Source organism: Cryobacterium sp. TMT2-18-2, assembly GCF_004402245.1.
GTDB classification, from domain to species: domain Bacteria; phylum Actinomycetota; class Actinomycetes; order Actinomycetales; family Microbacteriaceae; genus Cryobacterium; species Cryobacterium sandaracinum.
Genome location: NZ_SOFU01000022.1, coordinates 1 through 18,820 on the forward strand (window position 1 = coordinate 1; position 18,820 = coordinate 18,820).

19 protein-coding genes and 1 pseudogene are annotated in these 18,820 nt (G+C 64.0%); 9 read left to right on the forward strand and 11 right to left on the reverse strand.

Annotated elements, in window-relative coordinates; genetic code table 11:
• Positions 1–660 precede the first annotated feature (660 nt).
• The 5 genes from E3O22_RS07065 to E3O22_RS07085 form a co-directional block, all read right to left on the reverse strand.
• Positions 661–1,998 carry a wax ester/triacylglycerol synthase domain-containing protein gene (locus tag E3O22_RS07065; protein ID WP_166784585.1) on the reverse strand — a complete coding sequence of 446 codons (1,338 nt, stop codon included), beginning with the start codon at positions 1,996–1,998 and terminating at the stop codon, positions 661–663.
• A 273-nt stretch (positions 1,999–2,271) separates the two neighbouring features.
• The gene (locus tag E3O22_RS07070; RefSeq protein ID WP_134395622.1) at positions 2,272–3,438 is read right to left on the reverse strand and encodes a DUF6544 family protein; all 1,167 of its coding nucleotides are present in this window, start codon (positions 3,436–3,438) and stop codon (positions 2,272–2,274) included.
• 124 nt (positions 3,439–3,562) lie between these two features.
• Positions 3,563–6,013 carry an FtsX-like permease family protein gene (locus tag E3O22_RS07075; protein ID WP_347232355.1) on the reverse strand — a complete coding sequence of 817 codons (2,451 nt, stop codon included), beginning with the start codon at positions 6,011–6,013 and terminating at the stop codon, positions 3,563–3,565.
• 113 nt (positions 6,014–6,126) lie between these two features.
• Positions 6,127–6,972, reverse strand: coding sequence for an ABC transporter ATP-binding protein (locus tag E3O22_RS07080; protein WP_134395620.1), 846 nt, complete (start codon positions 6,970–6,972; stop codon positions 6,127–6,129).
• A gap of 148 nt (positions 6,973–7,120) precedes the next feature.
• Positions 7,121–7,744: a TetR/AcrR family transcriptional regulator gene (locus E3O22_RS07085; protein ID WP_134395619.1), complete on the reverse strand. Its 624-nt coding sequence runs from the start codon at positions 7,742–7,744 to the stop codon at positions 7,121–7,123.
• A 234-nt stretch (positions 7,745–7,978) separates the two neighbouring features.
• Between E3O22_RS07085 and E3O22_RS16090 the strand changes: the two are divergent.
• Positions 7,979–8,353 (forward strand): annotated as a pseudogene (locus tag E3O22_RS16090) (transposase); the annotation flags it as partial.
• A gap of 259 nt (positions 8,354–8,612) precedes the next feature.
• Here E3O22_RS16090 and E3O22_RS07100 read toward each other — a convergent pair.
• On the reverse strand, positions 8,613–9,266 hold the full coding sequence (locus E3O22_RS07100) for a TetR/AcrR family transcriptional regulator C-terminal domain-containing protein (protein ID WP_134395618.1): 654 nt from the start codon (positions 9,264–9,266) through the stop codon (positions 8,613–8,615).
• A gap of 305 nt (positions 9,267–9,571) precedes the next feature.
• Here E3O22_RS07100 and E3O22_RS07105 point away from each other — a divergent pair, with 305 nt between their 5' ends.
• Complete coding sequence (locus E3O22_RS07105) at positions 9,572–10,546, forward strand: alpha/beta hydrolase (protein WP_198410579.1); 975 nt, start codon at positions 9,572–9,574, stop codon at positions 10,544–10,546.
• A gap of 157 nt (positions 10,547–10,703) precedes the next feature.
• Here the strand turns inward: E3O22_RS07105 and E3O22_RS07110 are convergent, their stop codons facing one another.
• From E3O22_RS07110 to E3O22_RS07120, 3 genes are all read right to left on the reverse strand, one after another.
• Positions 10,704–10,883: a three-helix bundle dimerization domain-containing protein gene (locus tag E3O22_RS07110; protein ID WP_134395617.1), complete on the reverse strand. Its 180-nt coding sequence runs from the start codon at positions 10,881–10,883 to the stop codon at positions 10,704–10,706.
• A 268-nt stretch (positions 10,884–11,151) separates the two neighbouring features.
• Positions 11,152–11,385 (reverse strand): hypothetical protein, encoded by a 234-nt coding sequence (locus E3O22_RS07115; RefSeq protein ID WP_134395616.1) that lies wholly within the window; start codon positions 11,383–11,385, stop codon positions 11,152–11,154.
• Positions 11,385–12,002 carry a hypothetical protein gene (locus tag E3O22_RS07120; RefSeq protein ID WP_134397086.1) on the reverse strand — a complete coding sequence of 206 codons (618 nt, stop codon included), beginning with the start codon at positions 12,000–12,002 and terminating at the stop codon, positions 11,385–11,387. Before E3O22_RS07120 ends, E3O22_RS07115 begins: the two co-directional genes overlap by 1 nt.
• Positions 12,003–12,170: 168 nt before the next feature.
• Here E3O22_RS07120 and E3O22_RS07125 point away from each other — a divergent pair, with 168 nt between their 5' ends.
• The 4 genes from E3O22_RS07125 to E3O22_RS07140 all read left to right on the forward strand — a co-directional run bounded on the left by E3O22_RS07125 (position 12,171) and on the right by E3O22_RS07140 (position 14,677).
• Positions 12,171–12,950, forward strand: a complete 780-nt coding sequence (locus E3O22_RS07125) for a helix-turn-helix transcriptional regulator (RefSeq protein WP_134395614.1) — start codon at positions 12,171–12,173, stop codon at positions 12,948–12,950.
• Positions 12,890–13,345, forward strand: coding sequence for a hypothetical protein (locus E3O22_RS07130; protein ID WP_134395613.1), 456 nt, complete (start codon positions 12,890–12,892; stop codon positions 13,343–13,345). The genes E3O22_RS07125 and E3O22_RS07130 overlap by 61 nt, the downstream gene beginning before the upstream one ends.
• A gap of 92 nt (positions 13,346–13,437) precedes the next feature.
• Complete coding sequence (locus tag E3O22_RS07135; protein ID WP_134395612.1) at positions 13,438–13,770, forward strand: hypothetical protein; 333 nt, start codon at positions 13,438–13,440, stop codon at positions 13,768–13,770.
• A gap of 439 nt (positions 13,771–14,209) precedes the next feature.
• Positions 14,210–14,677 (forward strand): SRPBCC family protein, encoded by a 468-nt coding sequence (locus E3O22_RS07140; protein ID WP_174722049.1) that lies wholly within the window; start codon positions 14,210–14,212, stop codon positions 14,675–14,677.
• Positions 14,678–14,815: 138 nt separating this feature from the next.
• Here E3O22_RS07140 and E3O22_RS07145 read toward each other — a convergent pair whose 3' ends face one another.
• Positions 14,816–15,991 carry an ATP-binding protein gene (locus E3O22_RS07145; protein WP_134395610.1) on the reverse strand — a complete coding sequence of 392 codons (1,176 nt, stop codon included), beginning with the start codon at positions 15,989–15,991 and terminating at the stop codon, positions 14,816–14,818.
• 553 nt (positions 15,992–16,544) lie between these two features.
• On the opposite strand from E3O22_RS07145, the gene E3O22_RS07150 reads away from it, so the two are divergent.
• Positions 16,545–16,832, forward strand: coding sequence for a DUF1905 domain-containing protein (locus E3O22_RS07150; RefSeq protein ID WP_134395609.1), 288 nt, complete (start codon positions 16,545–16,547; stop codon positions 16,830–16,832).
• A gap of 163 nt (positions 16,833–16,995) precedes the next feature.
• Here E3O22_RS07150 and E3O22_RS07155 read toward each other — a convergent pair whose 3' ends face one another.
• A complete protein-coding gene (locus E3O22_RS07155; protein ID WP_134395608.1) occupies positions 16,996–17,313 on the reverse strand; it encodes a hypothetical protein in 318 nt (105 codons plus the stop codon).
• Between the two features lie 229 nt (positions 17,314–17,542).
• Here E3O22_RS07155 and E3O22_RS07160 point away from each other — a divergent pair, with 229 nt between their 5' ends.
• Together E3O22_RS07160 and E3O22_RS07165 are read left to right on the forward strand one after the other, a co-directional pair.
• On the forward strand, positions 17,543–17,875 hold the full coding sequence (locus E3O22_RS07160) for a helix-turn-helix transcriptional regulator (RefSeq protein ID WP_134395607.1): 333 nt from the start codon (positions 17,543–17,545) through the stop codon (positions 17,873–17,875).
• Positions 17,868–18,820 (forward strand): type II toxin-antitoxin system HipA family toxin (locus E3O22_RS07165; RefSeq protein ID WP_134397087.1); only part of this gene is annotated, 953 nt, incomplete at its 3' end. The genes E3O22_RS07160 and E3O22_RS07165, both read left to right, overlap by 8 nt.

Genomic DNA, 18,820 nt, shown 5'->3' on the forward strand with positions numbered 1-18,820 from the left:
GCGTTCGTTGCCGGATGAGCCCAGAAAGCTAGACGGGCCCAGTGTTCAAATACCCGACGCCGATAGCGGGGGTTTCGCGAACTGACTCATCTGATCACGCTGGCTCTGAAGAGCCGGAGCGAGCACGGTATCCGCGATTTCCGAGACCAGGCGTGGAACTAATCGGATAAGCCGTTCGAGGGGCATTGTTGCGCGGAGGCTAACCGCGCGCAACAGAGACTCGGTCGATGGAGTTCTCCCTCGCTCCATATCCGCTGAGGGTTCTGCGAGGATTGAATTCCAGTAGATACTGACCGGACTCGCCCGGCCGACCATTGGCGTCATGCAGATCGTCGGGAACAACGTTATTGGTGGATGGCACGGCCCGCGCCCGCAGTAGTTTCTGCCCGACGTGCCCGACGTGCCCGACTTCTAGGGCTAGATGCCGGCCAAGGAATTTATTGCGGGGACTCGGGCGACTCGTCGCGATCGACCGGTGCATCCTGGGCGGTCTCGTCGGAACGTTACCCGGCAGCGGCCCCGACGCGACTTTCCCAAATTGCCTCAGTAGAACCTTCGTGCAGGGCCTTGGCCAGTGGCAGGAGAGTTCGGCGTAGGAGCGCTCGCCCGGCAGGGTGCAGTAACCGCCTCTCTTTGCTGAGATCGACGAGGGCCATAGGCTCAGCTGGCGAGCTCTGCTAGCTGCTCGGCGAGCAGACCCTGCAGCGTGGCCAAGTCGGGGCAAGCATCGGGGTCGGCGATGAGAGTGATCGTGAGATCGCCTGCGTATGAGAGCACGGTGAATGAGACGGTCACGTTTCCCGTTGCGGCGCTCAGTGGGACAATCGCGGTGACCGGGCAGCCAAAGATTGAGAGTCGCTGTCCTGGCCCGCGCAAATTGCTTACAAAGGTGTGGATTAGACGCTGCCGGTCGACGAACCATTGGAATAGTCCCAGCTGCGCGAGCACCCGGAAGAACGGGCCGAGCAGGGCGGTCGTCGCACCGGGCGACGACCGTTTGGCCTCCCGGGTCCCCTCTGCTACGAATCGCAATCGACTTTCCGCGGCGCCGACGCCGGGTACCCGGATCGGGATCACCCCGCTGCGATTGCCGAGGTCTCCGTGCGTCGCGGCGCGCCGCTCGGAGAACGGCACCGAGATGATGAACCGGTCGACAGCCTCGCCGCGCAACGCGAGGAGCCGGTGCAGCGCGCCACCGATCGCGGTGAGCACGACGTCGTTGACCGTGGCTTTCTGGGCGTGACCGGCGTTGCGGATCCCGTCCAGCGCCACCGTGACCGTAGCGAGGCTTCGTCGCGGGCCGGTCGGCCGGTTGAGCGACGTTGACCTCAGGCGCGTCCACCGCACCGACCGCAATTCCCGGGCCGCATCGCGGAGGCGGCGCAGCAGAGCGGGGAGAGCTCGCAGCGAACCTAGCCGGCGGGTCCAGGCGTCGATGGCGAGCTGGCGAATGGATGCTTGCGGCCGCGGGAAATCGGATTCACGCGTCTTCGGGCCCACGGCCCTGGGCTTCCCGGTAGCGTCCGACTGGTCTACGAGCCCGCCCAGCACGACCAGGCCGGCCACTCCGTCGGCGAGCACGTGGTGAAAGACGACGATCAACGCGGCTTGGTGCCGCGCTACTCCGGTGACAAGAGTGGCTGCCCAGAGCGCACGGGTGCGCGGCAGCGGAGTGACGAGCAGCACTGCGGCTAGATCGAGTACCGCCTGCTCGCCCCCGGGGGCCGGGCAGGGGACGACGCTCACGTGCTGGGTCACGTCGAAATCGGCATCGTCCGCCCAGATCGGACGTCCGCAGCCGAACGGCGCGGGCACGAGCCTCTGCCGTAGGCGCGGTACGCCCGGTAGACGCCGGGCGAGAAGGGCGACAGCCCGCTCGACATCGAGCCCAGTCCCCGTACCGAGCACGTCAGCCGTGTCGACGATCAGCACGGCACCTACCTGCAGTGGCGAGGCTCCACGCTCGGTTGCCAGCGACATCAGATCGTCGGTACTCACCCGGTCGATCGAAAACGACACCCCCATATCTCCAAACTATACCCACGGCAATCGGGCACGTCGCGCCTGTGATTGAGCCTGGCAAAAACACGGACAATCTCGACCACCGGCGGTGTGGCGAACCCCGACATGAGCCCGTTCTCTCGGTGCGTGGCCTTGGTGACGGATGTCTCAATACTGATGCCACCGGATATGCGGCCTGAGGATTCCCGGAGGCTCCAGCTACCCACGGGGGCGAGCTAACACGGTGCGCAACGAGATCCGTTTGGTGTACTAGACCGACCTTCGAACTCGGGCTGGCGCGCCGGCCGCTGTGGCGTCGGGGTTGTAGGTGATGGTGTCGAGGTTGTATTCGAAGTAGACGAACTGGTCTCGGGGGGCAGTGGGATGCCAACGGCCCTCGCCGCGGGTGGCGAGTCGCCGGGTGCCGAAAGCTCGGTAGTCGCTCACGGGTGTCGACCAGGGTTGAGGGGTGAAGGTGGAGCCGTCCGGGGCGGTGCTCATCCGGTCGTCGGAGATGAAGTCGATGAGGTCGCCGTCGCAGAAGGTCAGGTCGGCGGTCACGGTCTGCGCACCGTTGGTGAAAACCCCGCGGACATGGCTGTCGTCGAGGGGCTGCCAGACGATAGGGGCGTCAATGAGCGCCGCGGGGGCGAGGATGCAGAAATCGTTGAACAGTGTCACGGTTTCGGCCCGATCCATCTCCGGCCCTGCAGCATTTGCCATCGGCAGCATCGAGCACAGCTTGACGCGCATGGTGGCGGTGCGCCCGACGAGGACGTGGAGGACGTCGACCGGCAGGCCGAACATCGTGGCGTCCATCCAGAACAACCGGCTGGGCGCGGGCCCGTAGGTGTTGACCTGCTCGCCGGTGTAGGTCATCCATCGCGACGTGGCGCTGGCACGTATCCGGCCGTGAATATTGGCGCGCAGGGAAGACACCCGGGGTTGACCGACTGCCCCGGAGCGACGGACGTGCTCGGCGACCAGCCCTGGCAGGTGGGCCAGGTCGGCTTCGGTCACGGCTACGCCGGAGCGCGGTTGGGCTTCGCTGAGCGCGGCCTGCACGCGACGCTGGTACTCGGCGCGGTAACTCGTTGGGCCGTGGGACACGAAGGTGTATCCCAGGGCGGCCAACAGCAGGAGGTTTGCCAGCGTGCCTGTTTTAGCGTCGCTCCATGAGGTGAGGATTGCGGTCTGCGAGATCAGGACGCCGATAGTGCCGGCGACCCACCACCTGCGATTGCGGGCCGCGAGCAGCACCCCGGTCGCTATGACCACGACGGCGGCGGTCAGCCAGACCAGGCCGAGCGCCGGTTCAATCGGCTGGGTGAGAGCCTCCACCTCCGCCCAGTCGAACCCTTTGGCTGCGCCGAGCAGGTGGATGAGACCGTGCCCGACGATCACGACAACGACGAACCACCGCATGAAGGTTCTCATCGGGTCGCGTCCCGAATTTGGCGGGGGAAAGAGTTTTTGACGCGGTCCGTGCGGGTGGCTGACATGATACGTGCCTTCGTTTTCGTGGGGTTGGGGTGGGTTGGGTTGGGCTGGTGGTGGTGACTCAGTCGGATGCGACGGCGTCGAGCACGGGCAGTTGGGCGGCACGGGATGCTGGCCACAATGCGGCCAACACGCCGACGACGACAGCTAAGACGAGCATGCCGGCGAGCTGCGCCCAGGGGATGGCCAGTGTGGTCAGACCGACCCCGTTGAACACGGTCGGCATCACTGATGCAATGGCAACGCCAAGAACAACGCCGACGACGGTGCCGAACAGGGCCGTCAAGACGCTCTCGATGGTGATGATCCCGGCCAGTTGGAGCCGGCCGAGGCCGACGGCGCGCATGAGGCCGATCTCGCGGGTGCGCTCGATTACCGACAGGGCCAATGTGTTGACGATGCCCAGGATGGCGATGATGATCGAGAGCCCGAGGAGCGCATAGAGGATCACCAGGATCTGGTTGACCTGGCCCGCAAGTCCGTCCGCAAAGTCACCCTTGTCGGATACTGAGAGCACCACATATGGTCCGACCGCCTTGACCAGGTCGGCGCGCAGGTTCGCCGCAGTCACCCCAGGAGCAGCGTGGATGAGCAGGAAATCGATTCTTACCTGGCCTGAGGGAACGACTTGGGAGAGAAGCTTGTCCGACATGACGATGGAATCGCCGATCAGACGGGAGTCGATGATTGCACCCACCCGCGCCGACGCCGACACGGCACCGGCCCGGGAGGCGAACGTCACCGTGTCGCCGACAGTCCAGCCGCGTTCCTTCGCGGTCCTCGCCTGCACCGCGATCGCGCCGTCGGCAAGGGTGTCGAGGGAACCCTCCACGACATCGAGGTCGATGGTGCGCCCGAATGCCTTCGGTGGGAGTCCGACGACGAACGAGGCATCTTGCTTGGCTGCGCTCTCCCCCGGGCCGACGACGACGGTGGGGCCGTAGGCGAGCACGTCCATCGCGCCGACAGTGTCGAGCGCACGGACATCAGCCACCGCGCCGACGGGCACTCCGGTAGTTGACTGAATGGAGAAGTCCGACGTCCAGCCGTCGTCGACGATGGCGCGGGTGGAGACCGTGGCCGAAGCAGCCAGGACCGAGGCGGCGCCGACCAGTGCCATGCCGATCATCAGCGCACTGGCAGTATTCGCGGTGCGTCTCGGGTTGCGGACGACATTTCCGCGGGCCAACCTACCCAGCGGCCGGACTGCGGCGACGAACACCGCGGAGAGCACCCCCAGGCAATGGCGAACGAGGAACGGGGCCAGAAGCAGCGTGCCGAGGGCGAGCAGCCCCGCACCGACGCCGACCAGAGCTGACCCGTTGCTGTCGGGCGCGAGTAGCGCCACGACGAGCCCTGCAGCACCTAAGGTGGCGAGAACACCGCCGATAATAGTGCGGACGCGCAGAGACCTCTCGGTCGCCGTCGCCTCGCGCATGGCCTCGACCGGCGCGGTGAGGGCGGCGCGGCGGGCCGGCAGGGCGGCCGCCACGACGGCTACGACGGTGCCGATAAGCAACGAGACGATCACGGTCGGAGCATCGAGAGGGATGGATCCGGACAGGTCCATGCCGACCTGGTCAAAGCCGATCCGAAGCAGCGAGACCAGGCCAAGGCCCCCCGCGATTCCCAGCGCGGACCCGAGCAAACCGACAACGGCGGCCTGGATGAGGATGGACGCGAACACCTGGGTCGGCGACGCGCCAACGGCGCGCAACAGAGCGAACTCGCGGGTGCGCTGGCGCACCAACATGGAGAAGGTATTGGAGATGATGAAGGCCCCAACAAATAGCGAGATGCCCGCGAATACCAACATGAACGCCTGCACGAACCCGAGCTGAGCTTCAATGTCCGTACGCGCTTCGGCTCGCATTGCGTCACCGGTGAGAGCCTCGGCAACGGCTGTTTTGTCGCGCGAAAGCACTGGGGTCAGTTTTGCGACCAGGTTCGCTTGGGTCACATCCGAATCTGCATATACGGCGATCGAGGAGACCATGCCGTCTGGGGCGTAGACCGCCGTGGCGGTTGCAACGTCAAGGTACACGATCGTGGCCCCGGCCAGTGCGGTGCCCATCGACATTTTCCCGGTGACCCGCACAGCGCGAATTTCGCCGGCCACAACGATTTTCGTTTGGTCTCCCACCGACAAACCGGAAGACGCCAGGGTCGCGGACTCGAGTGCGATCTCGGCCGGTCCGCTGGGGGCGCGTCCGGAGGCAACCGTGACGGTGATGTCGTCGGGATACAACGCCACCCCGAAGCTAGGCGATCGGGTGCTCTGGACCGCAGTGCCGTCTTTGCCGACGAGCACGATCGGGCCGGAAATCTCGGCGAACGCTTGGTCGACACCGCGTACTGTGGCAATCCGACCGGCAAGAGCGGCAGGCACGGTGTTGCGGGCTTCACCGGTTGTGCCGGTCATACTGCGCCCGAGCGCAGGTTCGGCTCCGCGAATGTAGGCGTCTCCGAGCAGGGTCGAGTCCACGATTCCGGAGAATGTGGAAGACATCATTGTGCGCAGGGAGAAAGTGCCTGCCACGAATGCGACTCCGAGCGCGACAGCCAGGACCGAGAGGATGAATCGCACGAGATGCGCGCGTATTCCGCGCAACGCCACGCGGCGCATCAGATACGCACCGGGAGAAGCATTGCAGAGGTGTCGTTGTCGGTTTTGCCTTTGTCCGCAGTGGGGGCAGCGTCGAGACTAGCGAGCGCTTCGAGCACGGATGCTTGTGTAGGGTTTACTAATTCGCCGACGAGCCGGCCATCGGCCAAGAAGAGGACACGGTGGGCATAGGTGGCCGTGCGGGGGTCGTGGGTGACCATGACGACACTTTGGCCGAGATCGTCGACGGAGCGGCGCAGAAAGCCCAGCAACTCGGTGGACGCCTTCGAATCGAGGTTGCCGGTGGGCTCATCGGCGAAGATCACCGCAGGTTTGGCGACGAGCGCTCGGGCGCACGCGACTCGCTGTTGTTGACCTCCCGACAGCTCGCTGGGGCGATGGTGTAGACGTGACTCCAGCCCCACCGCGGCCACGATCGTGTCAAAGTGCGCACGATCGACCGGCCTACGGGCGATGTCCAGCGGCAATGTGATGTTCTCCGCCGCAGTGAGCGTAGGAACCAGGTTGAAGGCTTGGAAGATGAACCCCAGCCGGGTGCGGCGAAGCTTCGTTAGTTGGCGCTGGTTCATCCGGCCGACGTCTTCGCCGTCGATCGTCACGGTCCCAGAGGTGATTGTGTCCAGCCCGGCCATGCAGTGCAGGAGGGTGGACTTGCCCGACCCGGATGGACCCATGATCGCTGTCAGCTCACCACGAGTGAAATCAACATCGATAGCCGCCAAAGCTGGCACCGTTGTGTCGCCCCGCCCATAGGTCTTCACCAGGCCCCTCGCCGAAGCAATGGCCGACGCGGGGATGGCTGTCGCGGAGCGAATCTGGAGGGGTTTCGTGGTCGGGTTCGTCATGTGTTGTCCTGTCGGAAAGTGCAATGGGTTGAAGAGTGATCGTGCGGTGAGCTCGTTCGACTTGCCCGGGCGTTGTGGAGCGCAGGCGCGTTGGAACCACACGCTCACCTGAAGGCGCAAAGCAACGGGAGGTGCCGACGTACGGGTGTTAGCTGGAAGCGGTTGTGTAAGGGGCGAGAACAAGCTTGACGGCAGCGCGTGCGTAGCCGGCCGCGATGGGCTCTCCCGTGATCAGAAGGCTGAAATACAGGGGGCCGACAAGCGCGTTAAGCACGAAGTCGACATCCGTATCGAGGGCGAGCTCGCCGGAGGCCATTCCGCGCTCGACGGCCGCGCGCCAGTGTCGCAGGTTTGGCTTGATGATCAGATCGCGGTAGCTGGCGGCGAGCACCGGATCGGCGGCCATCTCGGCCACCAGGCCAGGCAGCACGCGGCCGAGAGGCGTCCGGGTCAGGACATCGATCAACTCGTCGGTCAGGGTCATTAGGTCACCGGCGGCGCTGCCGGAGTCGTTGTCCTTGCCGGGGCGGATTTGGGTCACCATCGCCTCGACGACGAGCTGGGACTTTTGCGACCACCGCCGGTAGATGGCCGGCTTGCTCACCCCCGCCCGCCGGGCGACCTCCGCCACCGAAACGCGGACGTAGCCGACCTCGGAGAGCAACTCAATCGTCGCCCGAAGGATGGCCTGATCCATGTCCGGGTCACGGGGGCGCCCGATATCGCTGCCACGGCCACCGGGGCGGCGCGGCGCCATTTGCGACTCGGACATCAGAACCAACTTCCTATTGCGTATCTATCGGTAACGTAACAGAGCTGGTCAAGATACGCAACTACGCGTTACGGAACTACGCGTGATGATTGACTCAGGGGAGCGGCCTCTGAAGAACGATCTGGCTACTTGGGCTCGATCCCGTGGAGTTCGGGGATTCCAGAATGCAGAATGTATTGCCCTCCGGATCGGCGAGCACAACCCATGACTGCTCCCCTTGCGCGATATCCGCTCCATGCCTTCTTCACCACCAGCACCCTCGACACCGTCACAGCAGACAAAACCCACCGCGCCCACGCGGTGATCGAGCTCGTCAATTCCGTCCAAAAAAGCAGCGTTCTGGCTCACCTTCCCACGGGCGTGTTCACCGCCAACGCCGCCTGTCTGGTCCTCGCCGTCATGGCCTTTAGCCTCACCCGCGCCGTCGCGACCATGGCGGGGAACGGTCTCGCCCGAGCGACCACGGCGACGATCCGCCGGAAACTCGTCAGCGTCCCCGCGCGCATTTCACCCTCCGCGCGACGCATCACCCTGCACCTGCCCGAGCACGGGCCCTGGGAGAAACCCTGGACAGCCCTATTGGACCAGAACTTCAGACCGAGACAACCCGCCCCACCTGACCCACCAGCCGACATTCGCATCAACAGGAGCACCAGCGGAACATCCGGGCCGCGAGACCCGGACCGGTGGATCGAGGCTTAGCGCGGACCCCGTAGGCCAGCGCGAGGCTCAGGCACACCTTGCGGCACCCGTCGCACGCGATCAGGAATGCATGCCCCCGGTCTGCCGTCGCCGCGAGGGCCTAGGCAGGCTGAAGGCCCCAGCCACCCGGCCAGACCGTGCGGTACCGGTCGGCCACCGGACGGATCTACGGCACCCGTGGGCCGTGGCCCGACGGCGACTTCGCCTCGAGAGCGGCGATCATGGCGTCGATAGCAAAGTTGAGCACGTCGGCCAGCCCGTCCGAGAGTGCTCCCGCTGCGGCGGCCTGAGCAAGTAGGGGGAACCCCTCGGGTGGGAGCCCGGCGAGAGGGTTGCCCGCGGTCGCCTCTGCCTGCTCGACTGAGGCACTCGACGCCTGCGCGATTCCGGCGGCCAGCAGGCCGATCGCGTCGATGGTGGCGACCGCGTCGCCCAGCTGCGCCCCGGCATCAGTCATGATCCGCAGCGCCTTCTCGACCACGCGGAGCGAACCGGCCCCGCGCAGCGAGCGCTCGGCGATCAGAGGCGCTGCGTTCGGGTGGGCCATCAGCGTGGCCAGGTAAGAGACCGCGAGCGCGCGCAGCTGGTCCTGCCAGGGGAGCGAGGCGTCGACGGCGTCGGTGTCGATCTCGGACATGACGGCCTCGACGACCTCGTCGAGCAGGGTTCCCTTGTTGGGGATGTGTCGGTATGCGGCCATCGGGTCGACGCGAAGCTCTGATCCCAGCCTCCGCATGGACAGAGCGTGCAGCCCGTCGTCGTCGACGATGCGCAAGGCCGCCGACGTGAGCATCTCGCGCGTCAGTCCCTGTGCCGCCATGGATCCTCCTCGCAGAACGCCGCGGACCCGTGGTCGGATCGACCGTCGAGTCTACTGCGTAGACTACTATTGTCTACAGCGTAGACATCAGTAGCCAGCTCCAGCTGGGCGGGCTGCGGGAAGGGAGCGAAATGATGGTTGATGTCGACGGCAGCGGTTGGGCCGCTTGGAGGTTCGCGCGAAGGGTTCGGCGTGTCATGGTGACCGCGGTTTCAGGCTTGATGTTTTCAGTGCTCGTTCTTGTAGGGATCTTGCTGTGGTGGAGCCCTGGACGACCCAGGCCATTCCTGGATGCCGACGGGAGCGTGCTGCCGGGGAGCATCTCGGAGAAGTTCCACGTCAACATCGACGGTGTCGAGCAGGGCATGTTCATCAAGGGCGAGGACTCGAGCAACCCTGTGCTGCTTTACCTCCATGGGGGCATGCCCGACTACTTCCTCACCCAGGACTACCCCACGGGTTTGGACGAGTACTTCACCGTGGTCTGGTGGGAGCAGCGCGGTTCAGGTCTCTCCTACAGCTCCGTGGTCTCACCGGAGAGCGTCAACCAGGAACAGCTCGTGGCGGACACGTTGTCGGTGACGAACTACCTCCGCGAGCGTTTCGGACACCAGAAGATCTACCTCATGGGCCATTCGGGCGGAACTTTCATCGGAATCCAGGCCGCCGCGCAAGCCCCCGAGCTCTACCACGCGTACATTGGCGTGGCCCAGATGTCGGACCAGCTCGAGTCCGAAAAGCTCGCGTCCGCCTACATGCTCCAACAGTTCAAGGATGACGGCGACGCGAAGATGGTGCGGATGCTCGAAGAAGCACCCATCAGCGACTCGGTCCCGCTGCCGGAGTCCTACCTCTCGGTTCGCGACTCGGCCATGCACCGCCTCGGCATCGGCACCACCCACAAGATGAGGTCAATTGTTTCTGGTCTGCTGCTGCCGTCTTTCCAGAACCGGGAGTACACGCTCGGCGAGAAGATCAACACGTGGCGGGGCAAGATCTTCTCCGGTGACCAGTTGTGGAACACCCTGCTCTCGACGGATCTGACCAAGAAAGTCACCCGGCTCGAGATCCCCGTGTATTTCCTTCATGGCGTTTACGACTACACGGTCTCCTACCCCTTGGCCAAGTCGTACTTCGAGCAACTTGATGCACCGTTGAAGGGCTTCTACACGTTCACCAGATCCGCGCACAGCCCCTTGTTCGAGGAACCGAGGAAGATGCGCGAGATCTTGCAGTCCGATATCCTGACGGGCTCAACCGGATTGGCTGACCCGACGTAGCGACCTTGGCCGGCTCGCGCCGGACGCCCCTCGAACTCGAGCGGCCGGGTCGATCCGCCCGGTCGGCGACCGATTGGCGCAGCAGTGGACCGGGTGCGCGGTGGGAGGAGCCCACGCGAATCGATTGATCGACGGGGGCGATCATCGCCAGCCGCTGTCAGGCGGCTCGCTTGACCAAGACCGGCACGTAGTTGCGTACTCGGCCGTCGAGCTTGGCGTGTTCGTCGCGCACGGCCGATTGCACCACCGTTGCCGGGACGTCGGGAAACCGGGAAAACCGGGCGGACAACCGCACGGTTACTTGGACGACGGCCTGGCTTTCATCGAACTTGGACATGGGCGTCGTCGTCCTCGCCCCGACCGCGCGGTGCAGCCCGTTTGATGGTGCCGCCGGACGCACGTTGCTGTCGGAACGGGACTTCCGGGACTGGGCCGCGATCGACGGCTAAGCCGAGACGATTGCCCGCGTCGGGTCCACCACGCCCTGAGTTCCGCCCTCTCGCAAAATAGCTCCTCAACGTGAGCGCACGTGGGACCACGCTGCGCGATCCGAAAACGGCTGGCACTTCGGGGGTGAAGGGGTCAGCGGAGCAGAAATGGCGGGGTTACTCCAGGGCGAGGACTCCGTCTTGGTGCCCATAGGCGCGCCAAGCGGCGCCTTTTTCTGTCGCGCGTGCAGGTGCGGTCACCAGGCCCGATGCCCGCGCCACGATGAGCAACGCGCGCGGTATTTCACCGTGAGCGCACAGCGCCCCCGGTGCCGTCGGGTTCGCCAGGATCCGGTCGAGCAACTCGTCGACCGCACCATCCTTGGCGGGCAGCGCATGTTCACCCACCATCAGGCCCCGTACGGCCGCCAACGGCTCGACGGTCTGTCGGCAGCGCTTCGGATGTCGTCGAGCGGGTTGAACACAAAGTCAGGCTGTAGGTCCTGGCGGTAGATGCGGTTGGGGTCGAAGATGAACGCCTGGCCGTGGCCGGCGCGGCCGGCGAGGGTTTCGCGGACACCGTCGACCTTGTTGGAGGTCATGATCGCGGCGCCAGGAGCTTCGAGCATGTGCCGAATGACGAGCGCGGAGGTCTTGCCGCGGCCGGTGCCAAACACGTACACGCCCAAGTCCCGCCACCCCTGATACACCCACCGGTTCCCCCGCCCGACGAGGCGGCCGACCCGCTCCCCCTCCGGCAGATTCACCGCGGCCGGGTGCAGTTGCGCCGCTTCCTTCGCCCGCAGCTTTTCGCGCAGCACGGCGGACTGTCGGGGCGTGGCCATGTGCCGGAGCGCCACGTTGTTGGGGATAGGGCGAAGGTAGTCCAGGCGTGGTTCCAGGGCATGAACGCGGAGTTGGGCTATCAGCCCCCCGCCGCCCTGTTGCGCGTTGAACCTCTTGATGATGTTGGCCCGAGAATTATCGCGCCCGCCCGGTCCTTCGCGGCTCAGGGGCAGGTTCCTCACCCCAAGCTGCGGCGCCGTTTTCGGCAAAATAGCTCTGTCCGCTCGCGGTGGAAACGGCCTATTTTCGTTTCGTGTAGCGCGCCTTTCCTCGCCCATGTGCAATGAATATCTTCTGTGCGTGCAGTAATTTTCGTTGCATATGTGCAATGGTTTGCGTAGCATTGGTCCGTGATCACTACGTCTGCGGCTTCGCTTGTCACTCGCATGCGCCTGAAGCGAGAACTGAGTAAGACGGCGTTTGCTCAACTCGTCGGGGTGCCCGCGTCGACGATCACTCGAATCGAAGCCGGCATCGTTGATCCGACCTATTCGATGCTGCAGAAGATCGCTTCCGGGTCGGGGTTCACACTCTCGGGAACGCTCGCTGACGTGGGCAGCGATGCGCCCTACGCGGCGGCAGTGGAGCGCATCCAGAACGCCCCAAGCGTCGAGAGGCGTCGCCTGGTGAAGAAGCTCGCGCAGACGGCCACCCTCGCTCCGGCCACCAAACGCCCCGGTGTGCGTATCTTTGCCCTGGAGCGGCCGATCGGTGATTTCGTCCGGTACCTGGAGGAACGCGGCGCGAATCCGGTGGTCTCTTCCCTCGAGGCCGTGGCCGAAGACATGACATCCACACGTTCCTTCACCCCGGTTGTCTACGTAGAGCGGCCGGAGGATCTCGATGACCTCCCGCCGATGTCACCAACGGCCAGGTCCAGCGTCATTGTGCTTCCGATCACGGAGAACGTGCGTAGATTCACCCGCTGGGTCAATGGCACCGCAATGCTCACACCCGAGTGGGGCATGCTCGACGCGCTCGCTTCGCCGGGCCGGCAAGCCGACGTTGCACGAAGCCTCCTGCCGCTCCTCGCTGCCCGAGCCACCATGACCGAAGCCGGAGCTGCCGCGTGGTGGCACTCGGATTCGACGACGCCAGATACGGCGCCGAGCGATCTCGGCGGCTCCTGATCACGACCATCATGGCGTTGGGTGAGCATGCGGATGCCGTGACCGTTGTCGGCGCCCATGCGGTCCATGTGTGGTTGCAGAAGAAGTGGGGACCCATTGACATGGAATCCACTCGCGACGGTGACCTCGCAGTCAATCCTGTCCTGATCGCCGAGGACCCGAAGATCATGGAACTCCTAGCCGTGATCGGGCTTGAGCCGGCGCGTCCTGAGCGGCCAGGGATACACGGCCTGGTCAGCGAACGAGGGTTCTCGTGGGAGCAGCGCACGACAGTCGACCTCCTGGTCCCCGAAACCTACGCCGGTTCGAAGGGACGCTCCGCTCGAATCCCCGGACAGAAGAGCGGAACAACCCGCGCGTATGGCCTCGAACTGGCCATCACGACCGAACCCTGACCCGGATCGCGACAACTGACGGTGAGCCTGAACTCACCGTCGATGTCAACGTTGCGGGCCCGGCAGCTCTTCTCATCGCGAAAGCGCACAAGGTGTCAGAGCGGCTGGCCGACGTGGAGAAACGGCCTGACCGTCTCCGCCCCAAAGACTCAGGTGACATCGCCCTCCTCATGATGGTCACTGACAAAGCCGAAATGGCTGAAACGATGCGCAAACACGTGGCCGAAAGGCCAGAAATCCGTGCCGTCGTTCACGACGGGATCCGGTACCTCGTCGCCATGTATTCCGCGGGCAATGACACCATCGTCCGGGAGCACATGGCCGCGAGCTTGAGCGCACGATTCCCTGAACCCGTCATATTCGGTGCAATCGATTCCTGGCTCGCTTCATTCTCCGCACAGCTCAATGAATCGGCCGTGCCCTAGACACGGACTCCCCGAACGTCGCAGGCGTGGTTTCACCGTCGCATTTGACGACTGCTGAGTATTCGCGCTTCTGGGGGGTCAGCGTTATTGACGTACGGGGCCACTGGGCGAGTTGGCGAGTAGCGCGTTGTGAGGCCATGGTGCCTCGGTGAGTATTTACGCCCTTGGGCAACTACCCAATCGTGCGGTTGAGCACCAACGATCGTGTGAGAGAGCGCCTGCGACCGCCACAAAGCGAGTGAAAAGCTCCTCAGAGACACATTTCAGGTGCTCGAGATCCTATGTTCGGTTCATTCGGCTGACGTTGCCAGGGCGTGGTTTATGGGTATGAACCCGGAACCAGGTGATGCGGCGCCGGCCGAAGCGCTTTCGAAGGGACGTTCTCGAGAGGTCATGGCCGCGGCGCGGTCCTACGTAGCCGCGGCCTAGGCTGGGCAGCATGACGGTCGAACAGGTTGAGCAAGGACCGCGCCGAATCGCGCGCACTGTCGAGGTGTCGGCTTCGTCCGACGACGTTTTCGCGTTGGTGGCTGATCCGCACCGTCACGGTGAGCTGGACGGCTCGGGCACCGTCCGCGACACGGTGTCGGGTCCGCGGCGGCTCAGCCAGGGCGCACAATTCTCGGTAGCGATGCAGCAGTTCGGCGTCCGGTATCGCATCACCAGCACGGTGACGCGCTTCGATGACGGTCGGCTTGTGGAATGGCGTCACCCAGCAGGCCACCGGTGGCGCTGGGAACTCACGCCGCTCACGCCCACGTCTACGCGCGTCACTGAGACATTCGACTACAGCACCGTCCCAGCCGCGCAGGGCAAGGTCTTCGAATTGCTCGGCGTCCCTCGGAAGAACGCCGCCGGCATCGAAGCCACCCTGCGCCAACTTGCGCTGCGCTACGCCCGCGCTTGACGTGACGGTGCTCACGTCCTGGCCGGACGCCGAGGCCCCCGCCTGCACGGCGTACGCCTCGCCAGGTGCTGCCAACGGTCCGATCGCGAGGCATGAGCAGGTGCCGACGTCGGCGCGGATGACACGGGGCTACTCCCCTTATCTGCCGATGAAGTCAGCCATGCCGGGCACGGTGAACGCGACGAAACCGCGTTCTGGCGTGTAGATGTGACCGCCCCGGATCAAGTCTCGACGATTGACGGAGAGGTCCGTAGTGCGCTTCCTCCGCAACCGGGTCACGAGGTCGGCCATTGAAGAGGGGGCATCGTCGTCGACGGCCATTGCGGACATGAAGGCCCGCTGAGTCGGTGTAGCCCGCTCCCACCTCGATTGATACAGGCCTTGTTCCACTTCACTTCGCGCTGACTCGATCCCGATTTGGGCATCCTGCAGAGAAATGGTATCCGTGGCCCTGACGGCCCAGACATGACTGCCACAGGCTTGAATGAAGTACGGGTATCCCCCCGAAGCTGTCACCGCTGCATCCAGGGCGTCAGGCTCCCAGTCGACTCCATTGGCACGTGCCGGGGCAGTCAGGGCATCAGATGTCGCGGCGGTGTCGAGCAAACCGATCTGACGATAGTCGTAAAGGCGCTCCGCGTAGCTAGTCGCATCAGCAAGCACGGCAGGTAGGGACGGCAACCCCGCGCCGACGAAAACGACCGGGACGGGGAAGACGTCTTGACCGAGGTTATGCAGGGCGACGTTGAGAGCCGCGAGATCCTCGGATGAGGCTTCTTGAAGTTCATCGACGGCCAGCACGATAACTGAGTTGGCCTCACGCGCAGCAAGCCCGATGGTCTCCAATAACTCCTGGAGATCGACGGCGAGATCGCCGCTGTCGGCTACGCCGCGCTCCGGTTCAACGTCGACAGTGAAGGAGTAGGTCCCGGACGGGTCGACACGCACTTGGAATGAACGAAGCACGCGGGCGGCCTTGGACCAGAGCGCTTTGGCACGGTCAGAGCTTGAGAGGACTCGTCGAAGTGCGAGGTGGAGCTCTTTGGCCAGTGCGACGGCCAGGGGCTTGCTGCTCGAGGCCTCGACTTTGATGAAGATCAACTTCAGCTCGCCCGCGTCGCGTCCGAGCTGATTGAGCAACACGGTCTTCCCTACTCCGCGGAGCCCGGAGAGGATCCAAGGCCGCTCCCCCTCCCCCGTTTCTCGCGCCTGATACAGCCGTGTGCGGAATTCACCGAGCAGGTCGGAGCGGCCTGCCAGAACCGGTGGCACCCGCCCTGCGCCTGGCTTGAAAGGATTCGTAGTTAGCTCCATAAATAGAACAATATAGCCTCGAGTAAACAGATCACTTACTCGATCGTAGAAGTCCTTATAAAGGGGCGGTGATATCGCTTGGCTTCACGAATGCGCGGCCTGCCAGCGGCTGCCTACCTCTTATTGCGTGGCCGAACTGTGGAGTACGCACGAAAAAGCCCCGGCATGTATCGCCTGGCGCAGACGAGCATGAGTGCCGGGGCTAATCGTTGGAGTGGGGGACTCCGATTCGTAGCGGTACTCGCGTATCGCCTATGGATGATTTCGCCGCGCCTAGTGACGGTAAGTTCCTGGCTCGGTGGCGGGTCTCGCACCGGTCAGCTTGGGTGGACCCACTGTTGTTGTGCTGGGTCCCAGGCCCCGTCCTGATCGCCGAGCTTCCGAAGATTATGGAACTCTTGGCCGGGATCGGGATCGGGCTCGAGCCGGCGCGTCCTGAGCGGCCCGGGGTCTACGGCCTAGTCAGCGAACGAGGGTTCTCGTGACCGACTGGCTCGCGAAGCTTAAGATCATTGGTGCCATAGTCGGCATGTTCGTCTGAAAGGCCACCATCATGACCAAGGAATCAGCAGCACTCGACATCACCTTCTCTGCAGTACTTGGCAAGGTCCGGAACGGGGACACCTGGACTTGCGTGCAGATGCCGAACTCGGCGCTCGTCTTTAATACCCGTGGGCTAGTGAAGGTCGAAGGGACCGTTGACGGTGAGCCCTTCAGGGGAGCATTCATGGCTCTTGGCGACGGAACGCACAAGCTCCCCATTGCCGCTGCGGTCCGAAAGCGCATTCGCAAGTCCGACGGCGACGAAGTCACCATCCATCTCGATCGTCGCCTCCCATAGGCTCAACGCCGATATTCGTGATGGTTATAAACAATCGAGACCAAATTGCATCGACGAGCGGACGAATCTAGCCCTCAGCGAGCCGGGCGGCGGCGTCTCTGATTTCTGGGTGCTTTCAGCGCACGGGCGAAGTACTCAATCTCGCTGATCGTTTCGCGGCCCATCAGGCGACCTCACCGTCGAGGTCGAACCGGACCCCGAACGCCGTGTCATAGTCGAGGAGGTTTCGTTCCAGGCTCTCCTCGACCGGGTCCACACGGGTGTGAAACGCGGTTCGGAGAGTCGCGGCAGCAGCAACGTGAGCCCGATCGGTGATCGTTTGCCCAGTGGACCATGCCCGGTCATGGGACGCGAACAACCTGTCCTCGAGGGTGACCGTGACCTGAGCCAGGCCCGCCCGAACCTCGACCATCCGTCCTATCCCGGCCGGATCAACGGAGTAATCGTTGCCGTGGACGCGAACGTAATAATCGCGCGGCAACCGGAGCCTATGGGTCTTGTGGGTTTGGGCCGCACCGACATCCCTGCCAATTGCGGGAGAGCCGCTCCGCTCTTAGAGGTGCAGGAGTCTGCGGGCCACACGCTTAACGCGCGGCATACTCGTCCGGTGTGCTGTAATCCGTCCCGAAAGAAGAAATGCTTTTATGCGAAGTATCAAATACTTTATAAGCGTTAGTGTATAAAATAATAGGCGTTAGGGAGAAAATCTAATGGTCGACAAGCGTACAACACCCATCCCGGTCCGGCGTGCTCTCCGTGAACTTGGCACGGACGTTCAGACGTGGCGGAAACTTCTCGGGTTGACTGCTGCGCAGGTCGCCGACCGCGCGGGCATGAGCCGGGCAACCCTCCACAAGCTGGAATCGGGGCAGGGAAGCGTCAGCCTCGAGACGGCGCTGCGTGTCTTCCGGGCACTGGGAATCATGGACACGGTGGTTGAGAGCGCCGACCCTTATCGCAGCGACATCGGCCGGCTTCGCTCCGAGGAAGTTCTCCCGCAGCGTGTGCGTCAGAGCCTGCCGAAGAAACAGTCCGATGTCTGACTCGGAAGTATGGGTGCAAATAGATGGTGTCAACATCCGCGCCGGCACGGTCTACGCGCATCGTCGACGCAACTCCGAGAGCGCCACTTTCACCTACGACATCGATTATCTGGCCAGACCAGACGCGTACTCGCTCGATCCGGGACTACCCCTCTCATCCGGGTCCTTCAACACTGCGGACGGGCGTCACCTTTTCGGGGCGTTCACCGACTGCGCTCCCGACCGCTGGGGACGCAAACTCATCGAACGATCCGAACGTCACCGTGCTACCCAAGGCGGTGTCGCTGAACGCAGTTTCGGCGAACTGGACTACACGCTCGGTGTTCGCGACGACCTACGTCAAGGCGCCTTCCGGTTCCGTTGTCCTGGGACCACTGATTGGTTGGGGCCGGCGGCTGCAAGCGTGCCGCACCTGGTCGGACTGTCGAGACTTCTCAACGCCGTCGAATCTGTTGAGAGCGACCACCCCGATGACGAATCGCTGCAGCTGCTCCTGCGCGCGGGAAGCTCTATCGGTGGCGCCCGGCCCAAAGCTGCCGTTGTCAACGGCCGAGGTGAACTGCTCATTGCGAAGTTCCCCCGTGTTGCCTCCGACGAATGGGACGTCATGGCCTGGGAACAGCTTGCTCTGACGCTGGCCAGCCGGGCAGGCATTCGAACGCCGCGCACCGAATTGATGAGTGTCGCAGGCCGGAACGTGCTGCTGCTCAACAGGTTCGACAGAGACGGGAATCGCCGCATCGGATATGTGAGCGCCATGACGATGCTCGAAGCAGTTGACGGTGAGCACCGCAGCTACTTGGAAATCGCCGAGGTCATTGAGCAGTCCTCCTCATCTGCGACGCGTGACCTTCGCGAGCTGTGGCGCCGGATCGCGTTCTCAATCCTGATCTCTAACACCGACGACCATCTCAGAAACCACGGGTTCCTCCGGTCGGACACCAC